This window comes from Micromonospora sp. WMMD980, from assembly GCF_029626035.1.
In the GTDB taxonomy this organism is placed as follows: Bacteria; Actinomycetota; Actinomycetes; order Mycobacteriales; family Micromonosporaceae; genus Micromonospora.
This window is the reverse complement of record NZ_JARUBE010000003.1, coordinates 2439019-2461569: the sequence shown is the minus strand read 5'-3', so window position 1 is coordinate 2461569 and position 22551 is coordinate 2439019. Positions and strand designations below refer to the sequence as shown.

At 74.1% G+C, this 22551-nt stretch carries 23 protein-coding genes and 2 pseudogenes; 16 read left to right on the top strand and 9 right to left on the bottom strand.

Annotated features, from left to right (window positions below; all coding sequences use genetic code 11):
* Positions 1-99 precede the first annotated feature (99 nt).
* Entirely contained in the window at positions 100-735 is a 636-nt protein-coding gene (locus tag O7618_RS11960; protein ID WP_278106124.1) for a GGDEF domain-containing protein, read from the bottom strand.
* Between the two features lie 224 nt (positions 736-959).
* Between O7618_RS11960 and O7618_RS11955 the strand changes: the two genes are divergently transcribed.
* The 5 genes and pseudogenes from O7618_RS11955 (at position 960) to O7618_RS32205 (ending at position 4472) form a co-directional block, all read left to right on the top strand.
* Positions 960-1217, top strand: coding sequence for a DUF397 domain-containing protein (locus tag O7618_RS11955; protein WP_181568014.1), 258 nt, complete (start codon positions 960-962; stop codon positions 1215-1217).
* A gap of 101 nt (positions 1218-1318) precedes the next feature.
* A complete protein-coding gene (locus O7618_RS11950; RefSeq protein ID WP_278106123.1) occupies positions 1319-2206 on the top strand; it encodes a helix-turn-helix transcriptional regulator in 888 nt (295 codons plus the stop codon).
* Between the two features lie 91 nt (positions 2207-2297).
* Complete coding sequence (locus tag O7618_RS11945) at positions 2298-3146, top strand: SAM-dependent methyltransferase (protein ID WP_278106122.1); 849 nt, start codon at positions 2298-2300, stop codon at positions 3144-3146.
* 74 nt (positions 3147-3220) lie between these two features.
* Positions 3221-3772 (top strand): annotated as a pseudogene (locus O7618_RS32210) (serine/threonine-protein kinase); the annotation flags it as partial.
* Positions 3773-3857: 85 nt separating this feature from the next.
* Positions 3858-4472: a hypothetical protein gene (locus tag O7618_RS32205; RefSeq protein WP_347405436.1), complete on the top strand. Its 615-nt coding sequence runs from the start codon at positions 3858-3860 to the stop codon at positions 4470-4472.
* Positions 4473-4687: 215 nt separating this feature from the next.
* On the opposite strand, the pseudogene O7618_RS11935 reads toward O7618_RS32205, so the two are convergent.
* Positions 4688-5350, bottom strand: a pseudogene (locus tag O7618_RS11935) (phosphotransferase); the annotation flags it as partial.
* A gap of 65 nt (positions 5351-5415) precedes the next feature.
* On the opposite strand from O7618_RS11935, the gene O7618_RS11930 reads away from it, so the two are divergent.
* On the top strand, positions 5416-6162 hold the full coding sequence (locus O7618_RS11930; RefSeq protein ID WP_278106120.1) for a DedA family protein: 747 nt from the start codon (positions 5416-5418) through the stop codon (positions 6160-6162).
* Here the strand turns inward: O7618_RS11930 and O7618_RS11925 are convergent.
* Positions 6126-7514 (bottom strand): hypothetical protein, encoded by a 1389-nt coding sequence (locus tag O7618_RS11925; protein WP_278106119.1) that lies wholly within the window; start codon positions 7512-7514, stop codon positions 6126-6128. The genes O7618_RS11930 and O7618_RS11925 overlap by 37 nt on opposite strands.
* 118 nt (positions 7515-7632) lie before the next feature.
* Positions 7633-8964: an NADP-specific glutamate dehydrogenase gene (gene gdhA, locus O7618_RS11920; protein ID WP_278109981.1), complete on the bottom strand. Its 1332-nt coding sequence runs from the start codon at positions 8962-8964 to the stop codon at positions 7633-7635.
* Between the two features lie 92 nt (positions 8965-9056).
* Between gdhA and O7618_RS11915 the strand changes: the two genes are divergently transcribed.
* From O7618_RS11915 to O7618_RS11905, 3 genes are read left to right on the top strand one after another with little or no spacing between them, the layout of a single operon-like run.
* Complete coding sequence (locus tag O7618_RS11915; RefSeq protein ID WP_278106118.1) at positions 9057-9401, top strand: MazG-like family protein; 345 nt, start codon at positions 9057-9059, stop codon at positions 9399-9401.
* A gap of 30 nt (positions 9402-9431) precedes the next feature.
* Positions 9432-10265: a hypothetical protein gene (locus O7618_RS11910; RefSeq protein WP_278106117.1), complete on the top strand. Its 834-nt coding sequence runs from the start codon at positions 9432-9434 to the stop codon at positions 10263-10265.
* A 16-nt stretch (positions 10266-10281) separates the two neighbouring features.
* Entirely contained in the window at positions 10282-11253 is a 972-nt protein-coding gene (locus O7618_RS11905; RefSeq protein ID WP_278106116.1) for a pirin family protein, read from the top strand.
* 287 nt (positions 11254-11540) lie between these two features.
* Here the strand turns inward: O7618_RS11905 and O7618_RS11900 are convergent, their stop codons facing one another.
* Positions 11541-11810 (bottom strand): DUF2795 domain-containing protein, encoded by a 270-nt coding sequence (locus O7618_RS11900; RefSeq protein ID WP_278106115.1) that lies wholly within the window; start codon positions 11808-11810, stop codon positions 11541-11543.
* 143 nt (positions 11811-11953) lie between these two features.
* Between O7618_RS11900 and O7618_RS11895 the strand changes: the two genes are divergently transcribed.
* Positions 11954-12361, top strand: a complete 408-nt coding sequence (locus O7618_RS11895; RefSeq protein ID WP_278106114.1) for a DUF2267 domain-containing protein — start codon at positions 11954-11956, stop codon at positions 12359-12361.
* Between the two features lie 350 nt (positions 12362-12711).
* On the opposite strand, the gene O7618_RS11890 is transcribed toward O7618_RS11895, so the two are convergent.
* A complete protein-coding gene (locus O7618_RS11890; RefSeq protein WP_278106113.1) occupies positions 12712-13869 on the bottom strand; it encodes a CaiB/BaiF CoA-transferase family protein in 1158 nt (385 codons plus the stop codon).
* 245 nt (positions 13870-14114) lie between these two features.
* On the opposite strand from O7618_RS11890, the gene O7618_RS11885 reads away from it, so the two are divergent.
* The 4 genes from O7618_RS11885 to O7618_RS11870 all read left to right on the top strand — a co-directional run bounded on the left by O7618_RS11885 (position 14115) and on the right by O7618_RS11870 (position 16879).
* On the top strand, positions 14115-15149 hold the full coding sequence (locus O7618_RS11885) for a TerC/Alx family metal homeostasis membrane protein (protein ID WP_278106112.1): 1035 nt from the start codon (positions 14115-14117) through the stop codon (positions 15147-15149).
* A 63-nt stretch (positions 15150-15212) separates the two neighbouring features.
* Positions 15213-15812, top strand: a complete 600-nt coding sequence (locus O7618_RS11880) for a sulfite oxidase-like oxidoreductase (protein WP_278106111.1) — start codon at positions 15213-15215, stop codon at positions 15810-15812.
* A gap of 1 nt (position 15813) precedes the next feature.
* Positions 15814-16569 (top strand): ferredoxin reductase, encoded by a 756-nt coding sequence (locus O7618_RS11875; protein WP_278106110.1) that lies wholly within the window; start codon positions 15814-15816, stop codon positions 16567-16569.
* Positions 16570-16585: 16 nt separating this feature from the next.
* Positions 16586-16879 carry a DUF6510 family protein gene (locus O7618_RS11870; RefSeq protein ID WP_181568030.1) on the top strand — a complete coding sequence of 98 codons (294 nt, stop codon included), beginning with the start codon at positions 16586-16588 and terminating at the stop codon, positions 16877-16879.
* A 10-nt stretch (positions 16880-16889) separates the two neighbouring features.
* On the opposite strand, the gene O7618_RS11865 is transcribed toward O7618_RS11870, so the two are convergent.
* Complete coding sequence (locus tag O7618_RS11865; protein WP_278106109.1) at positions 16890-18581, bottom strand: glycosyltransferase family 2 protein; 1692 nt, start codon at positions 18579-18581, stop codon at positions 16890-16892.
* Positions 18582-18757: 176 nt separating this feature from the next.
* The gene (locus tag O7618_RS11860) at positions 18758-19408 is read right to left on the bottom strand and encodes a C39 family peptidase (protein WP_278106108.1); all 651 of its coding nucleotides are present in this window, start codon (positions 19406-19408) and stop codon (positions 18758-18760) included.
* A gap of 458 nt (positions 19409-19866) precedes the next feature.
* On the opposite strand from O7618_RS11860, the gene O7618_RS11855 reads away from it, so the two are divergent.
* Positions 19867-20394, top strand: coding sequence for a GNAT family protein (locus O7618_RS11855; RefSeq protein WP_278106107.1), 528 nt, complete (start codon positions 19867-19869; stop codon positions 20392-20394).
* Positions 20395-20407: 13 nt separating this feature from the next.
* Here O7618_RS11855 and O7618_RS11850 read toward each other — a convergent pair whose 3' ends face one another.
* Entirely contained in the window at positions 20408-20575 is a 168-nt protein-coding gene (locus O7618_RS11850) for a hypothetical protein (protein ID WP_278106106.1), read from the bottom strand.
* A gap of 668 nt (positions 20576-21243) precedes the next feature.
* Here O7618_RS11850 and O7618_RS11845 point away from each other — a divergent pair.
* Complete coding sequence (locus tag O7618_RS11845) at positions 21244-22545, top strand: NAD(P)/FAD-dependent oxidoreductase (protein WP_278106105.1); 1302 nt, start codon at positions 21244-21246, stop codon at positions 22543-22545.
* Positions 22546-22551 lie beyond the last annotated feature (6 nt).

The window sequence follows — 22551 nt, the reverse complement described above, 5'->3', positions numbered from 1 at the left end:
GCTGGTCGTCGCCCCGACCGATCGGGCCGGCCAGGTCGACCGGCGCCGGGGTGAAGCGGTGACACCGGAGGCGTCCACGCGCTCGGCCGACCGGTGCGGTCAGTGCTCGGCGACGAGCTGGCGGGGCGCGCGGGCGGCGCCCAGCGTCTTCGCCTCGTACATCGCGGCGTCGGCGCGGCACAGCGCGTCGGCGAGCTGGGTGGGGCTGTGGACCGGGGCGAGCCCGACCGAGGCGGTGACCCGGATGCTGCGCTTTCCCAACGGGATCGGCGCGGCGAGCGCCTCGTAGAGCCGGCGGGTGGCGTGCTCGATCCAGCGCCGGTCGGCGGTGGGGCTGGCCAGCAGGCCGGCGAATTCGTCGCCGCCGAGACGGGCAACCAGGTTGTTGCCGGCGAACGCGGCGAGCCGCTGGGCGACGCTGACCAGCACCTGGTCGCCGGCGGCGTGCCCGAAGCGGTCGTTGACCTGCTTGAAGTCGTCGAGGTCGAGCACCACCGCGACGAGCGGCTGGCCGGCGGGGTCGGTCAGCAGGGCGGCGGCCAGCCGGAAGAACGCGCGGCGGTTGGGCAGCCCGGTCAGCGGATCGTGGCTGGCGGCGTGCCGCTCGGCGGCCAGCTCGGCCTGGAGCAGTTCGAGTTCGGCCTCGGCGCGTAGGGCCCGCCGACGCAGTTGCCAGGCGGAGACCAGGGCGCCGGCGGCGGAGATGCCGGAGGCGACGGTCATCGGGTCCGGCACTCGCCCTCCTCACCACAGTCCCCGGCCGCGCGGGCGCGTTATCCGGGGGCCGGGTTCGGGTCACCGAACGTGAGCGACCCGGCACACCGTACGTTCGGCTATCATGCTCGCAGTCCATTGCAGATGCAATAGCAGATGCACGTGCATCTCACTCCTCAGTCGACACACGTCGCCACCCACCGCTCCTCCCCGCGGCCTCGGCTGGCCTTCGAAGAAGGACGCCCATGCAATCGCCCCCCAACGGCGTACCCGTGCCTCACCTGCCCCCGATGCGGTGGTTGAAGAGCCGTCGCAGCAATCCCAGCGGCAACTGCGTCGAGCTGGCCGAGCTGCCCGGCGGCGGCGGGATCGCGGTGCGCAACTCCCGGCACCCGGAGGGGCCGGCGCTGATCTACACGGTGGACGAGATCGCGGCGTTCGTGCTCGGCGCCCGGGACGGAGACTTCGACCACCTGATCCCGCCGTCCCGTACACGGGACTAATTGGTCCGACCGGAGGAGTTCACCTCACTGTCGGTTCATGGCATGCTTACTCGTCGGCCGGGAGGGCGCCCGGTCGGGAGCCGGGATGCGAGGGCGGTCAGGTGGCGACGGTGCCCGTCGAGGGCGGACCGACAAGCGGTCCGACGGTGTTGCGCATGCTGCTCGGGGCGCAGCTCCGTCGCCTGCGGGAGAGCGCCGCGGTCAGCCGGGAGAGCGCCGGCTGGGAGATCCGCTCCTCCGAGTCCAAGATCAGTCGAATGGAGCTGGGCCGGGTCGGCTTCAAGGAACGCGACGTCGCCGATCTGCTCACGCTCTACGGAGTCGCCGCACCGGAGGACCGTGCCGCGCTGCTCAAGCTGGCCCGCGACGCGAACAGCCCGGGCTGGTGGCACCGCTACGGCGACGTGCTGCCCAGCTGGTTCCAGTCCTATCTCGGGCTGGAGGCCGCCGCCGCGCTGATCCGCACGTACGAGGTCCAGTTCGTGCCCGGCCTGCTGCAGACCGCGGCGTACGCCCGGGAGGTGATCCTGCTCGGGCATCGCGCCGCCGCCCCGGCGGAGCTGGACCGGCGGGTCGACCTGCGGATGGAGCGCCAGGGGCTGTTGCGCCGCGCCGATCCGCCGCAGCTCTGGGCGGTGCTGGACGAGGCCGTGCTGCGCCGGCCCATCGGCGGCGCCGCGGTGATGCGCGAGCAGTTGGACGCGCTCATCGAGGCGACCGCCGCGCCGCACGTGCGGCTCCAGATCGTCCCGTTCACCGCCGGCGGGCACGCCGCCGCCAGTGGCGCCTTCAGCATCCTGCGCTTCGGCGACGAGGACCTGCCCGACATCGTCTACATCGAGCAGCTGACCAGCGCCATCTACCTCGACAAGCGCGACGACCTCGACTACTACGCGGAGGCGATGGAGCGGCTGTGCGTCGAGGCCGCGCCGCCGGAGCGCACGCGCGAGCTGCTGGCCCGCATCCGCGACGAGCTCTACCCGGCCTGACCGGAGCGCCGTCGGGCGATACGATGACCGCGTTCCGGTGACAGTGGACGGACGCCGTCCCCACAACGGTGGCGTTCTAGTGGAGGCGGCGTTGACCAGCGAAGCGAGCGGCACGGCGACCGAGTCGGGCCACCGGGCCGACCGGATCGACACGTCGGTGGTGCACCCGGCGCGGCGTTACAACTACTGGCTCGGCGGCAAGGACAACTTCCAGGCCGACCGCGAGTCCGGCGACGCCATGGCCGCCGCGTTCCCGACCATCCGGACCAGCGCGCTGGAGAACCGGCGTTTCCTGCGGCGTGCGGTCCGACACCTGGCCGCCGACGTGGGGATCCGCCAGTTCCTCGACATCGGCACCGGCATCCCGACCGCGGACAACACCCACGAGGTGGCGCAGTCGGTCGACCCGCGCGCCCGGGTGGTCTACGTCGACAACGACCCGATCGTGCTGGCCCATGCCCGGGCGCTGCTCACCAGCTCTGCCGAGGGCGCCACCGCCTACCTCGACGCCGACCTGCGCGACCCGGAGCGGATCCTCGCCCACCCCGACCTGGGCCGCACCCTCGACCTCACCCAGCCGGTGGCGTTGATGCTGGTGGCGGTGCTGCACTTCGTGCCGGACACGGACGACCTCTACGCCACGGTGGCCCGCTTGCTGGACGCGCTGCCCGCCGGCAGCTACCTCGTCGCCTCGCACGCCACCCACGACCATCTGCCGGCCCACCTCGCCGCCGAGGCGAAGGCGGCGGCGCGCGGCGGCGGCCCGCACGGGGTGATCAACCTGCGCGCTCGGGACGAGATCGTCCGCTTCTTCGACGGCCTCGAGCTGGTCGAGCCGGGTGTCTGCTCGGTGGCCGAGTGGCGTGCCGACGGCGAGCCCGAGCCGCGCCCCTCGGTGGTCGACGTCAGCATGTACGGCGGGGTCGCCCGCAAGCGCTGACCTCCGGGGCGGACCGGGACGAAGCGGCCACCGGTTGGTGCGGACGCGGGCCGGCCGGGCAGACTGGAGGCATCATGTCGCCGTTCACGCCCGACCTCCGGCTGCACGACCGCTACGTCCTGCGCGAACGCATCGGGCTCGGCGGCATGTCCGAGGTGTGGCGCGCCGACGACGAGGTGCTGCACCGCCCGGTCGCGGTCAAGGCGCTCGCCGGCCGGCTCGCCGCCGACCCGCACCTGCGCGCCACCATCCAGCGCGAGGCCCGCGCGGCGGCGCGGCTCACCCACCCGCACGTGACCCAGGTGTACGACTACGGTGAGGCGACGCTGCCCGGCGGCGTGGTGACGCCGTACCTGGTGATGGAGCTTGTGCCGGGGCGGACGCTGGCCGACCGCCTCGCCGGCGGGCCGCTGGCCTGGCCGGACGCGGTCCGCACGGCCGGGCAGGTCGCCGCCGCGCTGGCCGCCGCGCACCGGATCGACGTGGTGCACCGCGACGTCAAGCCGGCCAACGTGATGCTCACCGAGACCGGCGCGAAGGTGCTCGACTTCGGCATCGCCGCACCGGCCGGCCCGCCGCACCCGTCGGCCGGGCCGGCCGGTGAGCCGCTGGCCGGCACCCCGGCGTACTTCGCCCCGGAACGGCTCGATCCCGGCCCGACGCACCCGGCCGGCGACGTGTACGCGGGCCCGGCGGCCCACCGCGGCCGAGGTGGCCGACCGGCTCGGCGCGGGACGCCCGGTGGACCCGCCGACCGCGATCCTGCCCACAGTGACCCCGGCGACCCATCCGCCGACGCTGGTCGAGCGACCCCTGGCGCGCGTCGCGTCACCGGCCGTCCGCGCGGAGGTGCCGCCGAACCGGCTGACCGGGGCGCTGGTCGTCGGCGCGGTCGTGCTGCTGCTCGCGCTGGTCGGCGCGCTGGTGCTCGACGGCCGCTCCGGCCCGTCGCCCACCGCCGCACCAGTGGCCACGCCGACTGGCCGCCCGAGCACCGTCGCCCCGCCGGCCGCCGCCCGACCGACGCCGACCCGGGCCGGGACGCCCGCGCCGGTCACCGCGCGTCAGCTCCGGGACCGGTTCGCCGACCTGCTGGATCGGGCCCAGGCGGTCCGGCTGGTCGACCGCAAGACCGCCGATGACCTGCGCAAGAAGGCCACCGAACTGGACCGGGGTCGGCCGAAGGAGCGGGCCAAGCGGATCGAGGACCTGCACGAGCGGATCGAGGACGCGGTCGACGACGACAAGCTCGACGGGACCACCGCCGCCGCGCTGCGCGAACTGCTCGACGCCTACGACCGCCTGCGCGGCGGCGACCAGGGCTGACCCGGTCACCGCCGGCTGATCGTCTCCGCCACCAAGGCCGCTGCGTCGGGCAGCCGGCCGGGATCGGGGGCCCGGCCGTCGGCGCGGTGCCGAGTCGCCTCGGTGAGCAGGTCCATCGGGCCGGCCGCCGCCACGTAGGCCGTGAGCAGTTCGCCCGCTGCGCCGGACAGCGGCCCGGAGCGGTCGACGGCGACCTCCGCGAGGATGAGAGCGGTCATCACCCGATCCAACGCGGGCGCGCCCTCGGTGCTGTCGGTCCAGTCGATGACCACCGGGCCGGTGGAGGCCATCAGCACGTTGTTCGGGTGCAGGTCGAGGTGCAGAATGCGGACCGCTCGGTCGGCAGACCGACGTGCCGGCAGCGCGTGCAGCCGGGCGTGTAGGTCGACCAGGAGCCGGGCACCCGCAGGTGCGTCGACGTCGCCGGCCACCCAGGCTTCGACCAAGGTCGGCCCGATGACCTGCTCGAGCACCAGATCGGCGCCGTCGGCCCGGTGCACACGGGGTACCGGGAAGCCGGCTCGGTGCAGGTGCCGCATCACCTCGGCCTCCGCGAGCACGTCGCCACCGGCGCGGTACGCCACCCGCACGCCGTCGCCGTCGACCGCGAGCACCGCGATGTGCGGCCCGGCCACCGGCGCGCCGGCCAGCGCCAGCGTCCCGGTCGCGGCGCAGGCCGCCCGCAGCGGGGCGAGGCGGTCGTCGCTCGGGTCCAGCGGTGCGGCGGCCAGTTCGTACCCGGTCAGCGACAGCTCGGGGAAGACCACCACCCGGGCCCGGGCGGCCCGCACCGCGGCGGCGTGCCGCTCGGCGTTGCCCGCCACGTCGTCGGTGCGGGTCAGCGGTTGGGCGACCGCGATCCGCAGGGATGGACGCATGGGCGGCAGCGTAACCGGCGCCGCTTTCCGTGGTCGTCGACCGGTCGCCCCCGTAACGTGGTCGGATGATCGGAAACGCACAGCTGCTCGCCGGCCCCCGGGTGAGTGCCGCGCGGGCCACGGAGCCGGCCGGCGAGGGACCTGTCGGCTGGGTCACCGGCCTGGTGGAACGGCTCGGTGGCCCGGGCGCCGGGCTCGCGGTGGCCCTGGAGAACCTGTTCCCGCCCATCCCCAGCGAGGTCATCCTGCCGCTGGCCGGGTTCACCGCCAGCCAGGGCCGGATGAGCCTGGTCGGCGCGATCGTGTGGACCACGCTCGGGTCGGTGGTGGGCGCGCTGGCGCTCTACTACGTCGGCGCGGCGCTCGGACGGGACCGGATGCGGGCCCTGGCCGCGCGGCTGCCGCTGATCAAGCTGGACGACGTGGACCGCACCGAGGCGTGGTTCCTGCGCCACGGCGTCAAGGCGGTGTTCTTCGGCCGGATGATTCCGATCTTCCGCAGTCTGATCTCGATCCCGGCCGGCGTGGAACGGATGCCGGTGCCGGTGTTCCTGCTCTTCACCGCGCTGGGCAGCCTGATCTGGAACACCGCGTTCGTGCTCGCCGGCTATCTGCTGGGTGAGAAGTGGCACGTGGTCGAGGCGTACGCGGGCACGTTGCAGAACGTGGTGATCCTGGCGGTGGTGGCCGGGGTGGGGTGGTTCGTGGTGAGCCGGGTGCGCCGGTCCCGCCGGACCGCCGCGACGCCGGACGCCCCACCCCGACCGGGCACCGTCTACCGCGGCGGCTGGTACGGCGCGGACGAGGACTGACACGCCGGGTAGAGCCGGCGGGTGCCGGTGCCGGCGGTCCACGCGGCCGGGTCGCTGAACCGGCAGCCGAAGTCGGCCGCCGCCACCGCCCGCGCGTCGGTGACCGGATCGCCGGCCGGGCGCTTGCCGGTGCGGACCCAGCGGGTCAGGTCGTCCCAGGCGGCGCCGGCCTCGGCCGGGCTGAACTCGCAGTGCTGCGCGGCCCGCACCGCCCGCTGTACCAGCAGCCGGGACTTCCCGTGCCGGGCCGCGTCCCGGGCGTACGCCTGCTCCATGCTGAACGGGACGAACAGGTCACCCAGGTCGTGCAGGCTGAGCACCGGCACGCCGGGCCGGCCGGCGATCCGGGGCACCTCGGTCAGGGCCGGCGACAGCCGCTGGCGCAGGTTCTCCGGGGCGACCCGTTGCACGGTGGCGTTCAGGTTCACCGGCTGGTTCGGGGTGTAGCGGGTGAACAGGTTGGTGGCGAGCTGGCCGGGGCGTTGCGCGGGCGAGTCGCCGCCGTCGGTGGTGGCGATGCCGAACAGGAAGTCCTTCCACACCGCGAACGCGGCGTCCGCGCCCGGGCGGGGACCGCCGGAGCGGGCCACGGTGACCGCCCGCAGTTGCTTGCCGAGCGCGTTGGTGGTGTCCGGGCCGGTGGGGGTGAGGCCGGCCAGCCCGGTCGCCACCTGGATCCGGGGCACCGCATTCGTCAGGTAGTCGGCCGGTGGCGGGTAGGCGCGTATCCCGGTGAGCGCCTGCGCGACCAGGTTGTAGTCGAGGAAGTAGTCGAACAACTCCTGGTCGCCGAGCACCCCGCACATCGGCAGCGCGCCGGCGTAGAAGCCGGGGTACTGCTCCAGCGAGCGGCCGATCACGTGCCCGCCCATCGAGACACCGGCGATCAGCACCCGGTGCGGCCGCCGCACGGTGCGGGCGAACAGGTCCGCGAGCGCCCGGGTGCCGAGGACGCCGGAGCGGATGTCGTAGCCGTTGCGGTCGTAGGAGGAGGACGCCCAGGCGTACCCCTGGGCCAGCAGGCGCTGCCGCAGGTCGAAGGCGGGCGGTTCGGGGGAGAGGTCGGTGCCCTGGCCGCGGTAACCGTGCGCCCACATCACCAGGTCGCCGTTCCACCGGGCCGGGACCTCGACGACGTAACCGGCGTGCGCGTGCACGCCCTGTCGGACGGTGGTGGCGGCGCCGCCCACCACCAGCGGCGGCAGCGGCGGGTTGACGATGGTGTAGCCGGGCAGCGGCCGGCCGCCGTCGTCGCGGCCGGCGGCGGCGGCGGGCGCCGCGCCGGCCAGGCCGAGGGCGAGCGCGAGGGCGGCGCCGGCGGCGAGCAGCCGGAGGGTGGGTGAGGTCCGCATCGCTGCTCCCCGGGGACAGGTCCCTACCGGCCGGTAGGGACCTGACCGTAGGCCCGAGGTCGAGACCTGTCAATCACTGACCGACCAGTCGGCCAGCCGGTCCCGCCACAGTGGCCGGTCACACCAGACCGTGCGCCAGCATCGCCTCGGCCACCCGCCGGAGCCCGCTGATGTTCGCGCCCGCCACGTAGTCGCCGGGCCGGCCGTACTCCTCGGCGGTCGCCCAGCACCGGTCGTGCACGTCCCGCATGATCTCGCGCAGCCGCTGCTCCGAGCGGGCGAAGGTCCACGAGTCGCGGCTGGCGTTCTGCTGCATCTCCAGCGCGCTCACCGCCACCCCGCCGGCGTTGGCCGCCTTGCCCGGCGCGAACCGCACCCCGGCCCGCCCGAGGATCCGCACCGCCTCGGGCGTGGTGGGCATGTTCGCCCCCTCCACCACCGCGACGCAGCCGCCGGCCACCAGCGCGGCGGCCTCCGCGCCGCCGATCTCGTTCTGCGTCGCGCACGGCAGCGCCACGTCGCAGGGCACCTCCCAGACGGTACGACCGGAGACCGCGACCGCGTGCGGCACGTGCGTCGCGTAGTCGGCGAGGCGGGCCCGGCGTTCCTCCTTCAGCTCGCGCAGCAGCGCCAGGTCGATGCCCTTCTCGTCCAGCACGTACCCGTCCGAGTCGGAGCACGCCACCACCGTGCCGCCGAGCTGGTGCACCTTCTCCACGGCGTAGATCGCCACGTTGCCGGAGCCGGACACCACCACCCGCCTGCCGTCCAGGCTGTCCCCGGTCTGCTTGAGCATCTCCTCGGCGAAGAAGACCGCGCCGTACCCGGTCGCCTCCCGGCGCACCTGCGCGCCCCCGTACGCGAGTCCCTTGCCGGTGAGCACCCCGGCCTCGTACCGGTTGGTGATCCGCTTGTACTGCCCGAACAGGTAGCCGATCTCCCGGCCGCCCACCCCGACGTCCCCGGCCGGCACGTCGGTCTGCGCGCCGATGTGCCGGTACAGCTCGGTCATGAAGCTCTGGCAGAACCGCATCACCTCCCGGTCGGAGCGGCCCTTCGGGTCGAAGTCGGCGCCGCCCTTGCCGCCGCCGATCGGCAGCCCGGTCAGCGCGTTCTTGAAGATCTGCTCGAACCCGAGGAACTTCACGATGCCCAGGTAGACCGACGGGTGGAACCTCAGTCCGCCCTTGAACGGGCCGAGCGCGCTGTTGAACTCCACCCGGAAGCCCCGGTTCACCCGGACCCGGCCGCTGTCGTCCTTCCACGGCACCCGGAAGATGACCTGCCGCTCCGGCTCGCAGACCCGCTCGACCACCCCGGCGTACTCCGGGTGGCGGTGCAGCGCCGGGCCGATGCTCTCCAGCACCTCCCGGACCGCCTGGTGGAACTCGGGCTCACCCGGGTTCCGCGCGACCACCTGGGCGAACACCGTCTCGACGGTCTCCGGCATCACGGACACGTCCCTCCGCCTCCCGGCCCGGGCACCGTTGCCCGCGCCGCCCCCGGATACGGATAGTGACCGTCGTCCGGTTCACTTGACCGGTGGACGACATGATCTGGGGCGCGGCCCGCGACGCCCGCGCCTGGCTGGACGCCACCAACGGCACCGGCGACACGGAGTTGACCTGCCGCCTCCTCAAGCTCGGCGAGGAGACCGGCGAGGTGGCCGCGGCGTGGATCGGCGCGCTCGGACAGAACCCCCGCAAGGGCGTCACGCACACCCGGGACGAGGTGGCCGCCGAGTTGGCCGACGTGGCGTTCACCGCGCTGGTCGCGATCGAGAGCCTCGGCTTCGACGCGCACGCCACGCTCGCCGCCTGCGTCGCCAAGGTGCAGGCCCGACTGTCCGGAGGTGGAATGAACCGCGACGGAGACCCGGCCGTATGACCGGGTGGGGACCGGCGAGAGGGGACGACCATGACGACATCCGGGGACGACGCTGACCTGACCGACACACGCTGGTCCGCCACCGCCCGGCTGCTGGTCGCCGCCGCCGTGCTGGTGGTGGTGCTCGGCGCGGTAGCGGTAGCGGTCACCCTGTCCAACCCGGCCCGCCTGGGCGTGGTCTTCTCCGGCGGGCCCTCCACCTCGCCCGCCACCGCCGGCGGTTCGGGTGGCGTCGGCGGGGCCGAGGTCGCCGCCACCGAGACGCTCACCGCCCCCCGGGGCGACCGGCGTCGGGCGGACTTCGAACTGGCCGACGGCCTGACCAGCTTCACCCTGCGCGCCGCCGACCTGGGTGACGACCTCTACCGGATCGGCACGCCGGACGACGCCGGCGTGACGCCGCGTCCGCAGGTGGCCGGCGACCGGGTCCGGTTGCGGATCCAGGAGAACGGCCGCCCCGGCCCGTCCGCCGTCGAGGTGGTGCTCAACTCCCGACTGACGTGGCGGCTGCGCCTGGTCGGCGGCGTCCGGGAGCAGCAACTCGACCTGGGCGCGGCGCGGCTCGCCGGCGTCGAGCTGGTCGGCGGCGCCTCGCGTACCGACCTGCGGTTGCCCCCGCTCGACGGCGCCCTCACCGTGCGGATGACCGGCGGCGTCAGCGAGCTGAGCGTGACCGTGCCCGGCGGGCCCCCGGCCCGGGTGCGGGTCGCCTCCGGCGCCGGTTCGCTGGCCCTGTACGACGAGCGTCGCGCCGGGATCGCCGCCGGCGACGTGGTCAGCTCGCCGGGGTGGGACCGGGCCGCCGACCGGCTCTACCTCGACCTGGTGGCCGGTGCGAACGCGGTGAGCGTCACCGCCGGCTGAGCGTACAGTTCGGGCGGTGGACCGTACCGAATCGTTGCCCGCGCAGACGCTCCCACCCGGCGTCGGCGCTCCCGACCCGGGCAGCGTGCTGCTGCCCGGGCACGACGTCCCTCTCGGCCGCTACACCACGGTGCGTCGGCTGCTGCCGCAGCGGCAGCGGCGGATGGTCGGCGCGTGGTGCTTCGTCGACCACTTCGGCCCGGACGACGTGGCCGAGCGGCCGGGCATGGAGGTGCCGCCGCACCCGCACACCGGGCTTCAGACGGTCACCTGGCTGCTCGACGGCGAGATCCTGCACCGGGACAGCCTCGGCAACGTGCAGCCGATCCGCCCCGGCCAACTCAACGTGATGACCTCCGGGCGGGGCATCGCCCACTCGGAGCGCTCACCGCTGGTCCACCCGCCGCTGATGCACGGCGTGCAGCTCTGGGTGGCGCTGCCCGACCCGGCCCGGGCCGGTGACCCCGACTTCGCCCACCACGCCGAGCTGCCCCGGTGGCGCGACGGGGACTGGGACCTGACGCTGCTCGTCGGGGAGCTGGGCGGGGAACGCTCACCCGCCGTCGCGCACACCCCGCTGCTCGGCGCGCAGCTCGAGACGCGGGGGCCGGCGCCGGCCACGACGGCGCTGCGCCCCGACTTCGAGTACGGGCTGCTGGCGATGTCCGGCTCGGCCGACGTGGACGGTGTGGCGCTCGCCCCCGGCGCGTTGCTCTACCTGGGCACCGGCCGCACGGCGCTGACGGTGCGCGCGACGTCCGGCAGCCGGCTGCTGCTGCTCGGCGGCGCACCGTTCGAGGAGCCGCTGGTGATGTGGTGGAACTTCGTCGGCCGTTCGCACGAGGAGATCGCCGCGGCCCGCGAGGACTGGGCGGCCGATCGCCGCTTCGGCACGGTCGCCGACGACGCGGCGCCCCCGCTGCCCGCGCCCGCGCTGCCCACCACCCGGCTCAAGGCCCGCGACCGCAGCGGCGGCGTGCGCGGCTGACCACCGCGGGCGCGGGGTGCCGCCGGACACACTTTTCCGGAGTTCATCCGTTCGGACGATGCCGCGTCGTATGATGATCGTGGCAGTGATGCCCGCCCGGTTCGGGCGAACATCCACCACCTGGTGATCGCGACCCGGTTCGGGCGCGGACCGTCAGGAACAGGTGTCGCGTGGCGCCCCAGGTCGCGGTTCGTGACCCGGGGCGCCCGCGTGTCGACGGCCGTCGCCATCGCCCATCGCCCAGCGTCGAGCCCGGCCGCGTCGGCGACCGGGCACCGCCGCGCGGCTCAGATGCCGCGCAGGTGCTGCGAGACGCGCGTGTGGTCGTCCCGGGCCTGCGCCGCCCGCTGCGACCGGTCCACCTCGGGCGCCGCGTCGATTCCGGCCGACCGGGCCACCTCGACGCCGTTGGCGTAGTCCACCGGCGGCAGCGCGCGCAACGCCCGCAACACGTCCGGGGGCGCGCCCTCCCGCTCGGCCTCCCGGATGACGTCGTCCTTCCCCGCCGGGTAGTCCAGCGCGGACAGGTACTCAAGGACGTCCGAATAGCTCGCCATGGGTCGGGCTCCTCGCGCCAGTCGTCGGATCGTGACCGCGCGGCGGTTACCCGTCGCGCGGCGGCTCACGCCCGTCATCTCCGCTGTTTCCGCCGGGCGAGGGCGGGTAGCCGCTCCGCGCGCACCGAAGGGGGGTACCACCGATGGACCACCACACGTTCGTCTCCCGGGTCGCCCGGCACACCGGGACCGCCGAGGACCGGGCTGCGACGCTCACCGCCGCCACGCTGGAGACGCTGGCCGAGCGGCTGACCGGCGGTGAGGTGCTGGACCTCGCCGCGCAGCTGCCGAAGCCGCTGTGGGGGGTGCTCAGCCCGCACCCGCACACCGAGGCGGCCGAACGGTTCGGGGCGGCCGAGTTCGTCGCCCGGGTCGCCCGGCGGGCCGACTGCGACGAGAACACCGCCCGGGCCGGGGCGCGGGCGGTGTTCGCCACGCTGCGCGAGGCGATCAGCGGTGGCGAGTTCTCCGACGTGGTGATGCAGCTGCCCCGCGACTACCGGGACATGGTGGAGCCGGCGCTCGCGCCGGCCACCGCCCGCCGGCGCTGACACCTGTCGGAGCCGGAGCCGGAACCGTCCGCTGCCGCGCCGGCGCAGAGGCGAAGACCCTCCGTCACCAACCTCGCGGTCGGCGAATGTCCCCGCGAGCGCCTTTGCTCTGCAGCCATCGGCGCAGCACGCACGTAGCGTGACAACGTTGGCTCGATCGCCACCGGACCTCGCGCGCGCAAGGCCCAGTTCAAGCGGCCGATGCGTCGGTGGCTGCAGAGCAAAGGCGTCCAGGGTGGCGTTCGCCGTCCGCGTCGAATGGCCACGTTGAGTGACAAGAGCGGCGGCTACGGTAAGTGATCGGCGGCGAGGAGGGCGGCGATGGTGACCGGGGGATCCGCGGCGCTCGCTCAGCCGATCGTGCCGGCGGCGCGCAGCGCGGCGATCCGTGCCGGGTCCACGCCGGCCTCGGACAGCACCTCGTCGGTGTGCTCACCGGGCCGCGGCGGCGGGCGGCGCACCGCGGTCGGGGTGGCCGAGAAGCGGGGCGCCGGGGCCGGCTGGGTGACTCCCTCCGGTGCGACGAAGACATCCCGGGCGGCCAGGTGCGGATGCCGCGGCGCCTCGGCCCAGTCGAGCACCGGCGCCACGCAGGCGTCGGTGCCGGACAGCAGCTCCGTCCACTCGTCGCGGGTGCGGGTGCGGAACAGCCGGGCCCAGGCGGCCCGCAACGCGGGCCAGTTCACCGGGTCGTCCCGGTCCGGGGCCTCGTCGCCGTCGAGCGGGAAACCGGTCAGCCGGACCAGCTCGGCGTAGAACTGCGGCTCCAACGCGCCGACCGCCACGTACCGGCCGTCGGCGCACTCGTAGGTGTCGTAGAACGGCGCGCCGCCGTCGAGCAGGTTCACCCCGCGCGGGTCCTGCCACAGGCCGAGGCCGCGCAGCGCGTGGACCTGGGTGGCCAGCACCGACACGCCGTCCACGATGGCCGCGTCGACCACCTGGCCGGGCGCCCCGCCGCGCACCGCGTGCAGCGCCGAGACCACGCCCAGGGCCAGCATCATGCCGCCGCCGCCGAAGTCGCCGAGCAGGTTCATCGGCGGCACCGGACGCTCACCGGCCCGACCCACCCCGTGCAGCGCGCCGGTCAGCGCCAGATAGTCGATGTCGTGGCCGGCGGTGTGGGCGAGTGGGCCGTCCTGCCCCCAGCCGGTCATCCGCCCGTACACCAGGCGGGGGTTCACGGCGAGGCACTCCTGCGGGCCGAGGTTGAGGCGCTCGGCCACGCCCGGTCGGAAGCCCTCGACGAGCGCGTCCGCGCCGGCCACCAGTGAGCGCACCACATCCTGACCGTCCGGGTGCTTGAGGTCCAACGCGACCGAGCGGCGGTTGCGGTTCAGCAGGTCGCCGGGAAAGGCGCCGAAGCCGCCGGCGCCGACCCGGTCGACGCGCACCACGTCCGCGCCGAGGTCCGCCAGCATCATGGCGGCGAAGGGCCCCGGGCCGATGCCGGCCAGCTCGATCACCCGTACGCCGGTCAACGGTCCGTGGTTGGTCACCCGCGTCACCCTAGGGTCCGGGGCCCGGCGGCGCCACGCCCCGCCCCGCCGCACAGCGGTTGACCAGGGCAATCACCCACGCCGCGACTTGGCGTCGAGCCCGCTTTTGGCCTAGCCTTGACTGACGAGGGGAGTACTTCCCACGAACCATTCCGGTCAGTACGGCGAGCCCCCGGAGGCGAGCCTCGGGTGGTTGCCCACGAAACCGTGGGTGAAGGAGACCTCGAACATGACACGGTGTTCGAGGAGGCCCCATGACCGAAGTGTCCTACCTGTCCGCGGGTGAGCTGGCGTCGATCGGCACACCCACGCTCTGGGCGGTGACGATCGCCGGCGTACTCGCCCTGCTGGTGTTGGACTTCCTGGTCACCCGCAAGCCGCACGAGGTCTCCATCCGCGAGGCACTCGCCTGGTCGGCCTTCTACATCGCCCTGCCGCTGGCCTTCGGCGCCTGGATCTGGTCCCGCTGGGGCGGGCAGCAGGGCATCGAGTACCTCACCGGCTACCTGGTCGAGAAGTCGCTCTCGGTCGACAACCTCTTCGTCTTCATGCTGCTGCTGGCCGCGTTCGCGGTGCCCGCCGCGTTCGCCCAGCGGGTGCTGCTCTACGGCATCGCCGGTGCGCTGGTGCTGCGGGCGATCTTCATCGCGCTGGGCGCTGCCGCCCTGCAGACGCTCGACTTCGCCTTCCTGCTCTTCGCGATCATCCTCATCGCCACTGCGGTGAAGCTGCTGCGCGACGCCCTCTCCGGGCACCAGCAGGAGGTCGACATCAACAAGATGCGGTCGGTGAAGCTGCTGCGCAGGGTCATGCCGGTGGTCGAGGAATACCACGGCACCCGGATGACCACCCGCCAGCACGGCCGCCGGGCGCTGACCCCGTTCGCGCTGGTCGTGGTCGCGGTGCTGGCCACCGACATCGTCTTCGCGGTCGACTCGGTGCCCGCCGTCTACGGCATCACCGAGGACCCGTACCTGGTCTTCGCGACCAACGCGTTCGCGCTGCTCGGTCTGCGGGCGCTCTACTTCGTGCTGCACGCGGCGCTGAGCCGGCTGGTGCACCTCAGCTACGGCCTGGCCGTCATCCTGGCGTTCATCGGGCTCAAGCTCGGCCTGCACTGGGCGCACGGCATCTGGACGGGCGTGCCGGAGATCCCGACGCTCGCCTCGCTCGGCGTGATCGTCGGCGTCCTGGTGATCGTCACCCTCACCAGCCTGCGCGCGACCCGCGACAGCGGCGACGGCGACCGCACCGTCGTGCACGAGACGCAAGGCGGGGGCCCCGCCTAACGCTCTCCGCCTTGCACCCGGGAAGCGGTGTGCGGGCGCCCCTGGGGGTGGTAGGACTGACGGGTGGGAATCGTCTCGCCGGGCTTCCAGGGCCGGCCCCGTTCGTCCGCACCGGACCTGCCGCCCGGGCAGTACCTCACCGAGGACTTCCCGGTGCTCTCCGCCGGCCCGACGCCACGCGTGCCGACGGACACCTGGGAGTTCGTGCTGACCAGCGAGACCGGCGTGGAACACCGCTGGTCCTGGGCCGAGCTGACGAACCTGCCGCAGGACACGCCCACGGTCGACCTGCACTGCGTCACCCGCTGGTCCAAACTCGGCACCACCTGGCAGGGCGTCTCGCTGGACACTCTGCTCGACGGCGTGGACACCGACGCCCGCTACGCGCTGGCGCACTCCTACGGCGGCTACACCACCAACCTGCCCCTGGACGACCTGCGCGGCGGACGGGCCTGGGTGGTGCACACGTACGACGGGAGCCCGCTGCCGGCCGAGCACGGCGGCCCGGCCCGGCTGCTCGTGCCGCACCTCTACCTGTGGAAGTCCGCCAAGTGGGTGCGTGGCATCCGGCTGCTCGTCGACGACCGGCCGGGTTTCTGGGAGACGGCCGGTTACCACGACTACGGCGACCCGTGGCGCGAGCAGCGCTACCAGGGCGACTGAGGTGGCGGCCCCGACCGCCGCCCGGGTGGCGCCGCTGACCTGGCGGGTGGCCCGGCTGGTCGAGCGACGGATCGAGACGCCGACCGCGCAGACGCTGCTGCTGGACGTGCCCGGCTGGCCCGGCCACCTGCCCGGGCAGCACGTCGACGTGCGCCTGACCGCCCCGGACGGCTACCAGGCCGCCCGGTCGTACTCGCTGGCCGGCCCCGCCGACGGCGAGCGCATCGAGGTGACCGTGCAGCGGGTGCCCGACGGCGAGGTGTCGCCGTACCTCGTCGACACCTGGACCGAGGGCGACCCGGTGGAGGTCCGCGGACCGGTCGGCGGCTGGTTCGTCTGGCGGACCGACGAGACCGCGCCGGTGCTGCTGGTGGCCGGCGGCTCCGGGGTTGTGCCGCTGATGGCCATGGCCCGGGCCCGCCGGGCCGCGGGCAGTCGGACCCCGTTCCGGCTGATCTACTCGGTGCGCACCCCCGACGACGTGATCTACGCCGACGAGCTGCGCCGCCGGGCCCGCGACGACCAGGGCCTCGACGTCGCCTACGTCTACACCCGGCAGGCGCCCGACGGCTGGCGGGGCGAGCCGCACCGGATCGGCCTGGCGGACGTGAACAGCCACGGCTGGCCGCCGGACCTGGAACCGCTCTGCTACGTCTGCGGCCCCACCGGGTTCGTGGAGACCGTGGCCGACCTGCTCGTGGGGTTGGGCCACCCGACCCGGCGGGTGCGGACCGAACGGTTCGGGCCGACCGGCTGACCCCCGAGGAGGGCGCATGACCGACATGACCTACCTGGACGGCAACATGCTCGACGGGCCGCTGCGGGAACTTCTTGCGGTCGACCTCAGCGCCACCACCGGACGCTGCGACAACTGCGGCATGGTCGGCCCGATGGCCGGCCTGCACGTCTACTCGCACGCACCGGGCCTGGTCGGGCGGTGCCCGGCCTGCACCGGGGTGATGGTGCGCCTGGTCCGCGCCCCCGAACGGGCCTGGCTGGACCTGCGCGGCACCACCTACCTCCAGGTCCCCATGACGATGGAGCAGGGCGTCCGCGCGCCGCGCTGACCGGCGGCGGTCAGGACGTCGCGGTCAGGTGGCCGAGCTGCGCCGGACCCGGCTCGGCGTGCTGGCCCGCGCGCTCCGGGGCGCTCGCCGCCGGAGCCGGGCCCAGGCGCGACGGCACGCCCGCCACAGCCGGACGGGACGCGCCGGAGAACCGGCGGCGCAGCCGGCCGACGAGCTGGGCCACGGTCACCGGCACTACCGACAGCACGAGCTGGCCGTTGCGCGGGTCGACGGTCGCGGCCACCCCGTACAGCCGGGCGCCGTGCCGCAGCAGTCGGGGCCGGCCGGCGGCGAGTCGGGGCGCGCGTACCGGCGCGCCGCCCCGACCCTGGTCGCCGTCCACCTCGGCGCGAACCGGGTGGCGTTGACCGCTGGCCGCGCTGGCGGCGAGGAGCCGGTCGACCGGGAAGTCGGTGCGCACGGTCCGTCCGGTCGGGTCGGTGGCGTCGAGCCGGGTGGCGCCGACGACCGGGCCGGCCACCAGCCGCACCGGCCCGGCCTCCGCGGCGAACCGGGGGTACGGGCTACGCGCGGTCACCGTGACGGTCTGCCCGTCGACCCAGCTCACCTCGACGGCGTCCAGCCGCGCCAACCAGTCGGCGCGTACGTCGGTGACGTCGGTCCAGGCCGCCGGGGCGCTCGGGTAGCCGGCGTGCCAGCGGCCCGCCTCGACCACGGTGGCCGGTACACCGGTCCGGGTGTCCTGGTCGATGACGGCCAGCAACTCGTCGACGCCGCCGGTCACCGCGCCCAGCCGCAGCCGGGCCTCGATGTCGAGGCGGTCCCGCAGGCCGTCGGTGACGTATCGCTCGACCAGGCGTCGGACGGTCGCGTGCACCCGTTCCTGGGTGGGCCGGTCCAGCCGGCGGAAGTCGTCGCCGACCAGGTTGGCCAGCTCCAGCCCGACGTGGCGGCACAGCACCGCGTCGCGCCGCGCGCCGGCCGGGATCAACTCGTCGACGAACGCGAACAGTCGTTCCACGCTGACCAGGCGCTGCTCGACGCGGCTGTGGTAGGTGATGTTGCGGGCGTCCAGCCGGCGCACCGCATGGTAGTAGTCGTAGTCGGCGAGCGCCGTGATCCGACGGGCGTGGTAGCAGGCGGCAAGCGTGAACGGCTGGTCGCTGAGCACCGGCATGTCCTCCGGGAACCGCAACCCGAGCCGGTCGACGAGGTCCCGGCGGAACAGCTTGGTGTTCGCCAGCGACCACGGCAGCGCCGAGTCGAACAGGCTCACGTCGACCGCGTTGCCGGCGGCGAACACGTCGGAGAAGACGTGCCGGCCGTTGACGCCGACGACCTTGCCGAGCACCACGTCCGAGCGGTACCGGTCGGCGGCGGCCACCAGCCGTTCCAACGCCTCGGGGCCGAGCCGGTCGTCGGAGCCGAGGAAGAAGACGTACCGGCCCGTCGCCAGTTCCAGCCCACGGTTGCAGGGGGCGGCGGGGCCGCCGGAGTTGGGCTGGTGGACCACCCGCAGGGTGCCGGGGTGCCGGGCGGCGAGGCGGTCCAGCAGCCGTCCGCTGCCGTCGGTGGACCCGTCGTCCACCGCCACGATCTCCATCCGGTCTGCGCCGATGGTCTGCCGCAGCAGGGAGTCGAGGCAGGGCCGCAGGTATCGCAGCGTGTTGTAGACCGGCACGATCACGCTCACGTCGGGGCGGGTCGCCGGTGGGCGGTCCGTCGCCTCCTCGGCTGTCACTGCTGGTCCTCCGTCGGTCGTCCGGCTCGTCCGGCGTGACCCAGCGTGGTGGAGCGACAGGGCCGGGTGACGACGCCGACGTGACGCCGAGGTGACCGGAAGGCGGCCGTTGGATACGCCGAAGGGCCCGACCCCGGATGGTGGGGTCGGGCCCGGTGCGGGTGTGGGTGTGGGTGTCAGCTGGTGCTGTAACCGCGGGTGGCGATCCAGTCGGCGAGGTTGTCGACGGTGATGCGGTAGGAGGCGGTGTTCGGGTTGGCGCTGTCGGCGATGGTGACGGTGTGGCCGTCGTCGCGGTAGCCGGTGACGCTGATGTAGTGGCCGCCTTCGAAGGAGTGGGTGGCGCCGTCCGTGTCGGTGGTGGTGCCGGCGATGTTGGCGACCACGGCGCGGCCGTCGTCGACGGTGCGGACGATGTCGGCGCGCAGGGTGTCGGTCTGCTTGTCGTCGGCCTTGGGGGTCTTGATCTCGACGGAGTGGTAGGGCTTGCCGGTTTCCTTGTTCAGTACGGGGGTGATGTCGTTGATGCTGTTGGTGCCGTCCTCGGTGGTGCCCATCTCCTTGGCCATGGCGTCGACGTCGATGTTCTTGCCGAGGACGCTGATGGCGTTGCGGGCGGCGGCGGGGCCGCAGTAGTAGAAGTTGGGCTGGGCTTCGTAGCGGACGTCGAGTTCCCGTTCGCCGTGGCCCTTGCGGTCGGCGACCACGGTGGTGGTCTTGCCGCTGGGGGCGGCGTGCGCGGCGATGGCGGGTCCGGCGATGCCGCCGGTGGTGGCGGCGATGCCGGCAGCGGTCAGCACGGTCTTACGCAGCAGGGTGGTAGCCATGGTGGTGCCTCCCAAGGGGGGTTGGGGGTCACGCGGGCGCGCGGGGGCGCGGGCGCGTGGAGGGGGAAGTCTCTGGGGTTGGGCCCGGCGGCCACGGGGGTGGCGTGCTCGGGGCCCGGCGGTTCGGCGCGGGCGGGTGCGGTCTGCTCCGCGGCTCGGGGGTGTAACGGCGGCCGGTGGCCGGTCATTCCCGCCGGACGTGGCGGCGGCCAAGGGGCCGGGCGCCACGCGGTCTGCCAGGTATAACGCCCCGCCCCGGCGCCGATTCCGCCGAGCGCGTGACCCCGACCACCGCGTAACCGCCGAAACCGGACATCGGGGCGACGGACGCCCGTCTTCCCGGGCCTCTTCGCCATCTCCGCACCAGATCCGCGGCCCGGTGGCCTCACCGACAGAGCAAGGGCGGAGGTTGAGGGGGCGGGTGTGGGTGGGCGGCGGGGATGGGAGAGTGGTGCGTCGTGAGATACCTGCGCAGCGACGGAAGAGTCGCGATCCGCCGTCCCCGCGCGGCCGACGAGGCGGAGTTGGTGGCCGCCGCCCGGCGCAGCCGGGACCTGCACCACCCGTGGCTGGCCGCGCCGGACGACGCCGAGCGGTACGCGGCGTACCTGCGGAGGGTGCGGCGGCGCGACTGCGAGGGGTTCCTGCTCTGCGACCGGGCCAGCGGGGAGATCGCCGGGTACGCGAACATCGGCGGCATCGTGCTCGGCGCGCTGCGCGGCGGTTACCTCGGCTACGCCGCGTTCCGCCCGTACGCGGGGACCGGTCACGCCTCGGCCGGCGTGCGACTGGTGGTCGGGTACGCGTTCGACGCGCTCGGACTGCACCGGCTGGAGGCGAACATCCAGCCGGGCAACGAGCCGTCGAGAACGCTGGCCCGTCGTCTCGGGTTCCGGCTGGAGGGCTTCTCCCCGGACTACCTGTTCGTCGACGGCGCGTGGCGGGACCACGAGCGCTGGGCGATCACGGCCCCGCCGACACCCTGACCGGGCGGTCGCCTCAGCTGCCGGGCCTCGGGAACGCGACCGGGCTGCGGTGCCCGTCCCGGTCGACCGCCCGCACGCCGAAGAACACGTTGTCCTTGGACAGGTCGATCGTCACCTCGGTGACGTCGCCGACGGGCAGCACCTTCTGCCACCGGTCGGCGGTGGTCTCCCGCCACACCACCTCGTAACCGGCCAGGTCCTCCTCGGCGCCGCGCTGCCAGCGCAGCGTCCATCACGTCGGTGGCGCGGGAGTCGTAGTGGCCGGTGACCACGTACACCCGCTCGGGCGTGACGTCGCCGCGCAGCGTGGCCACCACGTTGGTGATGGTGGTGGCGGTCGGGATCCGCGAGGCGGGCTCCTGCACGTAGGACTGGAGTTCGACGGTCATCCGGCCGCCGGAGGCGGCGGCGTACCCGGAGAGTTGCGCGTGGATCCAGTCGCGGGCGGCGCCGATGCCGCGTACCGGATCGTCCTGGCTGGAGAGGGTGTGCCGGGTGCCGAACGCGGCGAGCCGCCGGACGGTGGCCTCGATCCGCCTGCGGTCATCTCGCGCAGCAGCGCGGTCAGACTCGCGGTCCGGCGGCTGCGGCCGGGCCGGCCGGCCGGGGCCGGGCGGGGCGGCGGCGGACGCGGGGTCCGCGGCGAGCGGGGTGGCGACGGCGGCGGCGGTGGCCGCGGCGGAGGCGGTGAGGAAGGTACGCCGGGTCGACCTCGTGGGTCGGCCCTCGGCGGTCTCGTGGGTTCCCATCCCGGCATCCTCGCGCCGATCACGAGGAATGTCCATATCGGCCGAGGTGGATGGATGGTCGGGACGTTTGTCGGTGGTCTGCCCGGGAACGGCAGCAGACATGACGAAACCACGTGTGGTGATCGTGGGGGCCGGGTTCGCCGGGTACCACGCGGCCAAGACGTTGCGCCGACTGGCCCGCGACCGGGCCGAGATCGTCCTGCTGAACACGACGGACTACTTCCTCTATCTGCCGCTGCTGCCCGAGGTGGCGGCCGGCGTGGTCGAGCCGACCCGGATCTCGGTGCCGCTCGCCGGCACCCTCGACGGCGTCCGCGTCGTCGTCGGTGAGGCGGACCGGGTGGACCTGCAGAACCGCTGGGTCGGTTACCGCTCCGCCGAGGGTGACCACGGCCAGCTCGCTTACGACCGGTTGATCCTCTCCGTCGGCAGCGTCAACAAGCTGCTGCCCATCCCCGGCGTGACCGAGTACGCACACGGCTTCCGCGGCCTGCCCGAGGCGCTCTACCTGCACGACCACGTGGTCCGCCAGGTGGAGCTGGCCGAGCTGACCGACGACCCGGCCGAGCAGCGGGCCCGCACCACGTTCGTGGTGGTCGGCGCCGGCTACACCGGCACCGAGGTCGCGGCGCACGGGCAGCTCTTCACCGACCGGCTGGTGGCCCAGCGTCCGCACCTGAGGGTCCGGCCCCGCTGGATGCTGCTGGACGTCGCGCCCCGGGTGCTGCCCGAGCTGGACCGGCGGATGTCCGTCACCGCCGACCGGGTGCTGCGCCGCCGCGGCGTCGACGTGCGGATGGGCACCTCGGTCGGCGAGGCCACCCCGGACGGGGTGATGCTCACCGACGGCGAGTACGTCCCCACGTGCAGCCTGATCTGGTGCGTCGGGGTGCGCCCCGACCCGTTCGTGGCCGAGCTGGGGCTGCGCACCGAGAAGGGCCGGCTGGTGGTCGACGAGTACCTCAACGTCCCCGGCTACCCCGAGGTGTTCGCGTGCGGCGACGCCGCCGCGGTCCCGGACCCGACCCGGCCCGGGCAGGTGTGCGCGATGACCGCGCAGCACGCCCAGCGACAGGGCAAGCTGGCCGCGCACAACATCGCCGCCTCGTACGGGCAGGGCGCCCGCAAGTCCTACAAGCACCACGACCTGGGCTGGGTGGTGGACCTCGGCGGCAAGGACGCGGCGGCCAACCCGCTGCACGTGCCGCTGTCCGGCCTGCCGGCCAAGGCGGTCACCCGGGGCTACCACCTGCTGGCCATGCCCGGCAACCGGCCGCGCGTCGCCGCCGACTGGGCGCTCGACGCGGCCCTGCCCCGCCCGGCGGTGCAGCTCGGCCTCGTCCCGGCCAACGCGGTGCCGCTGGAGAGCGAGTCGCCCGAGCTGGTCCGCCGCGGCACCTGAGCACGT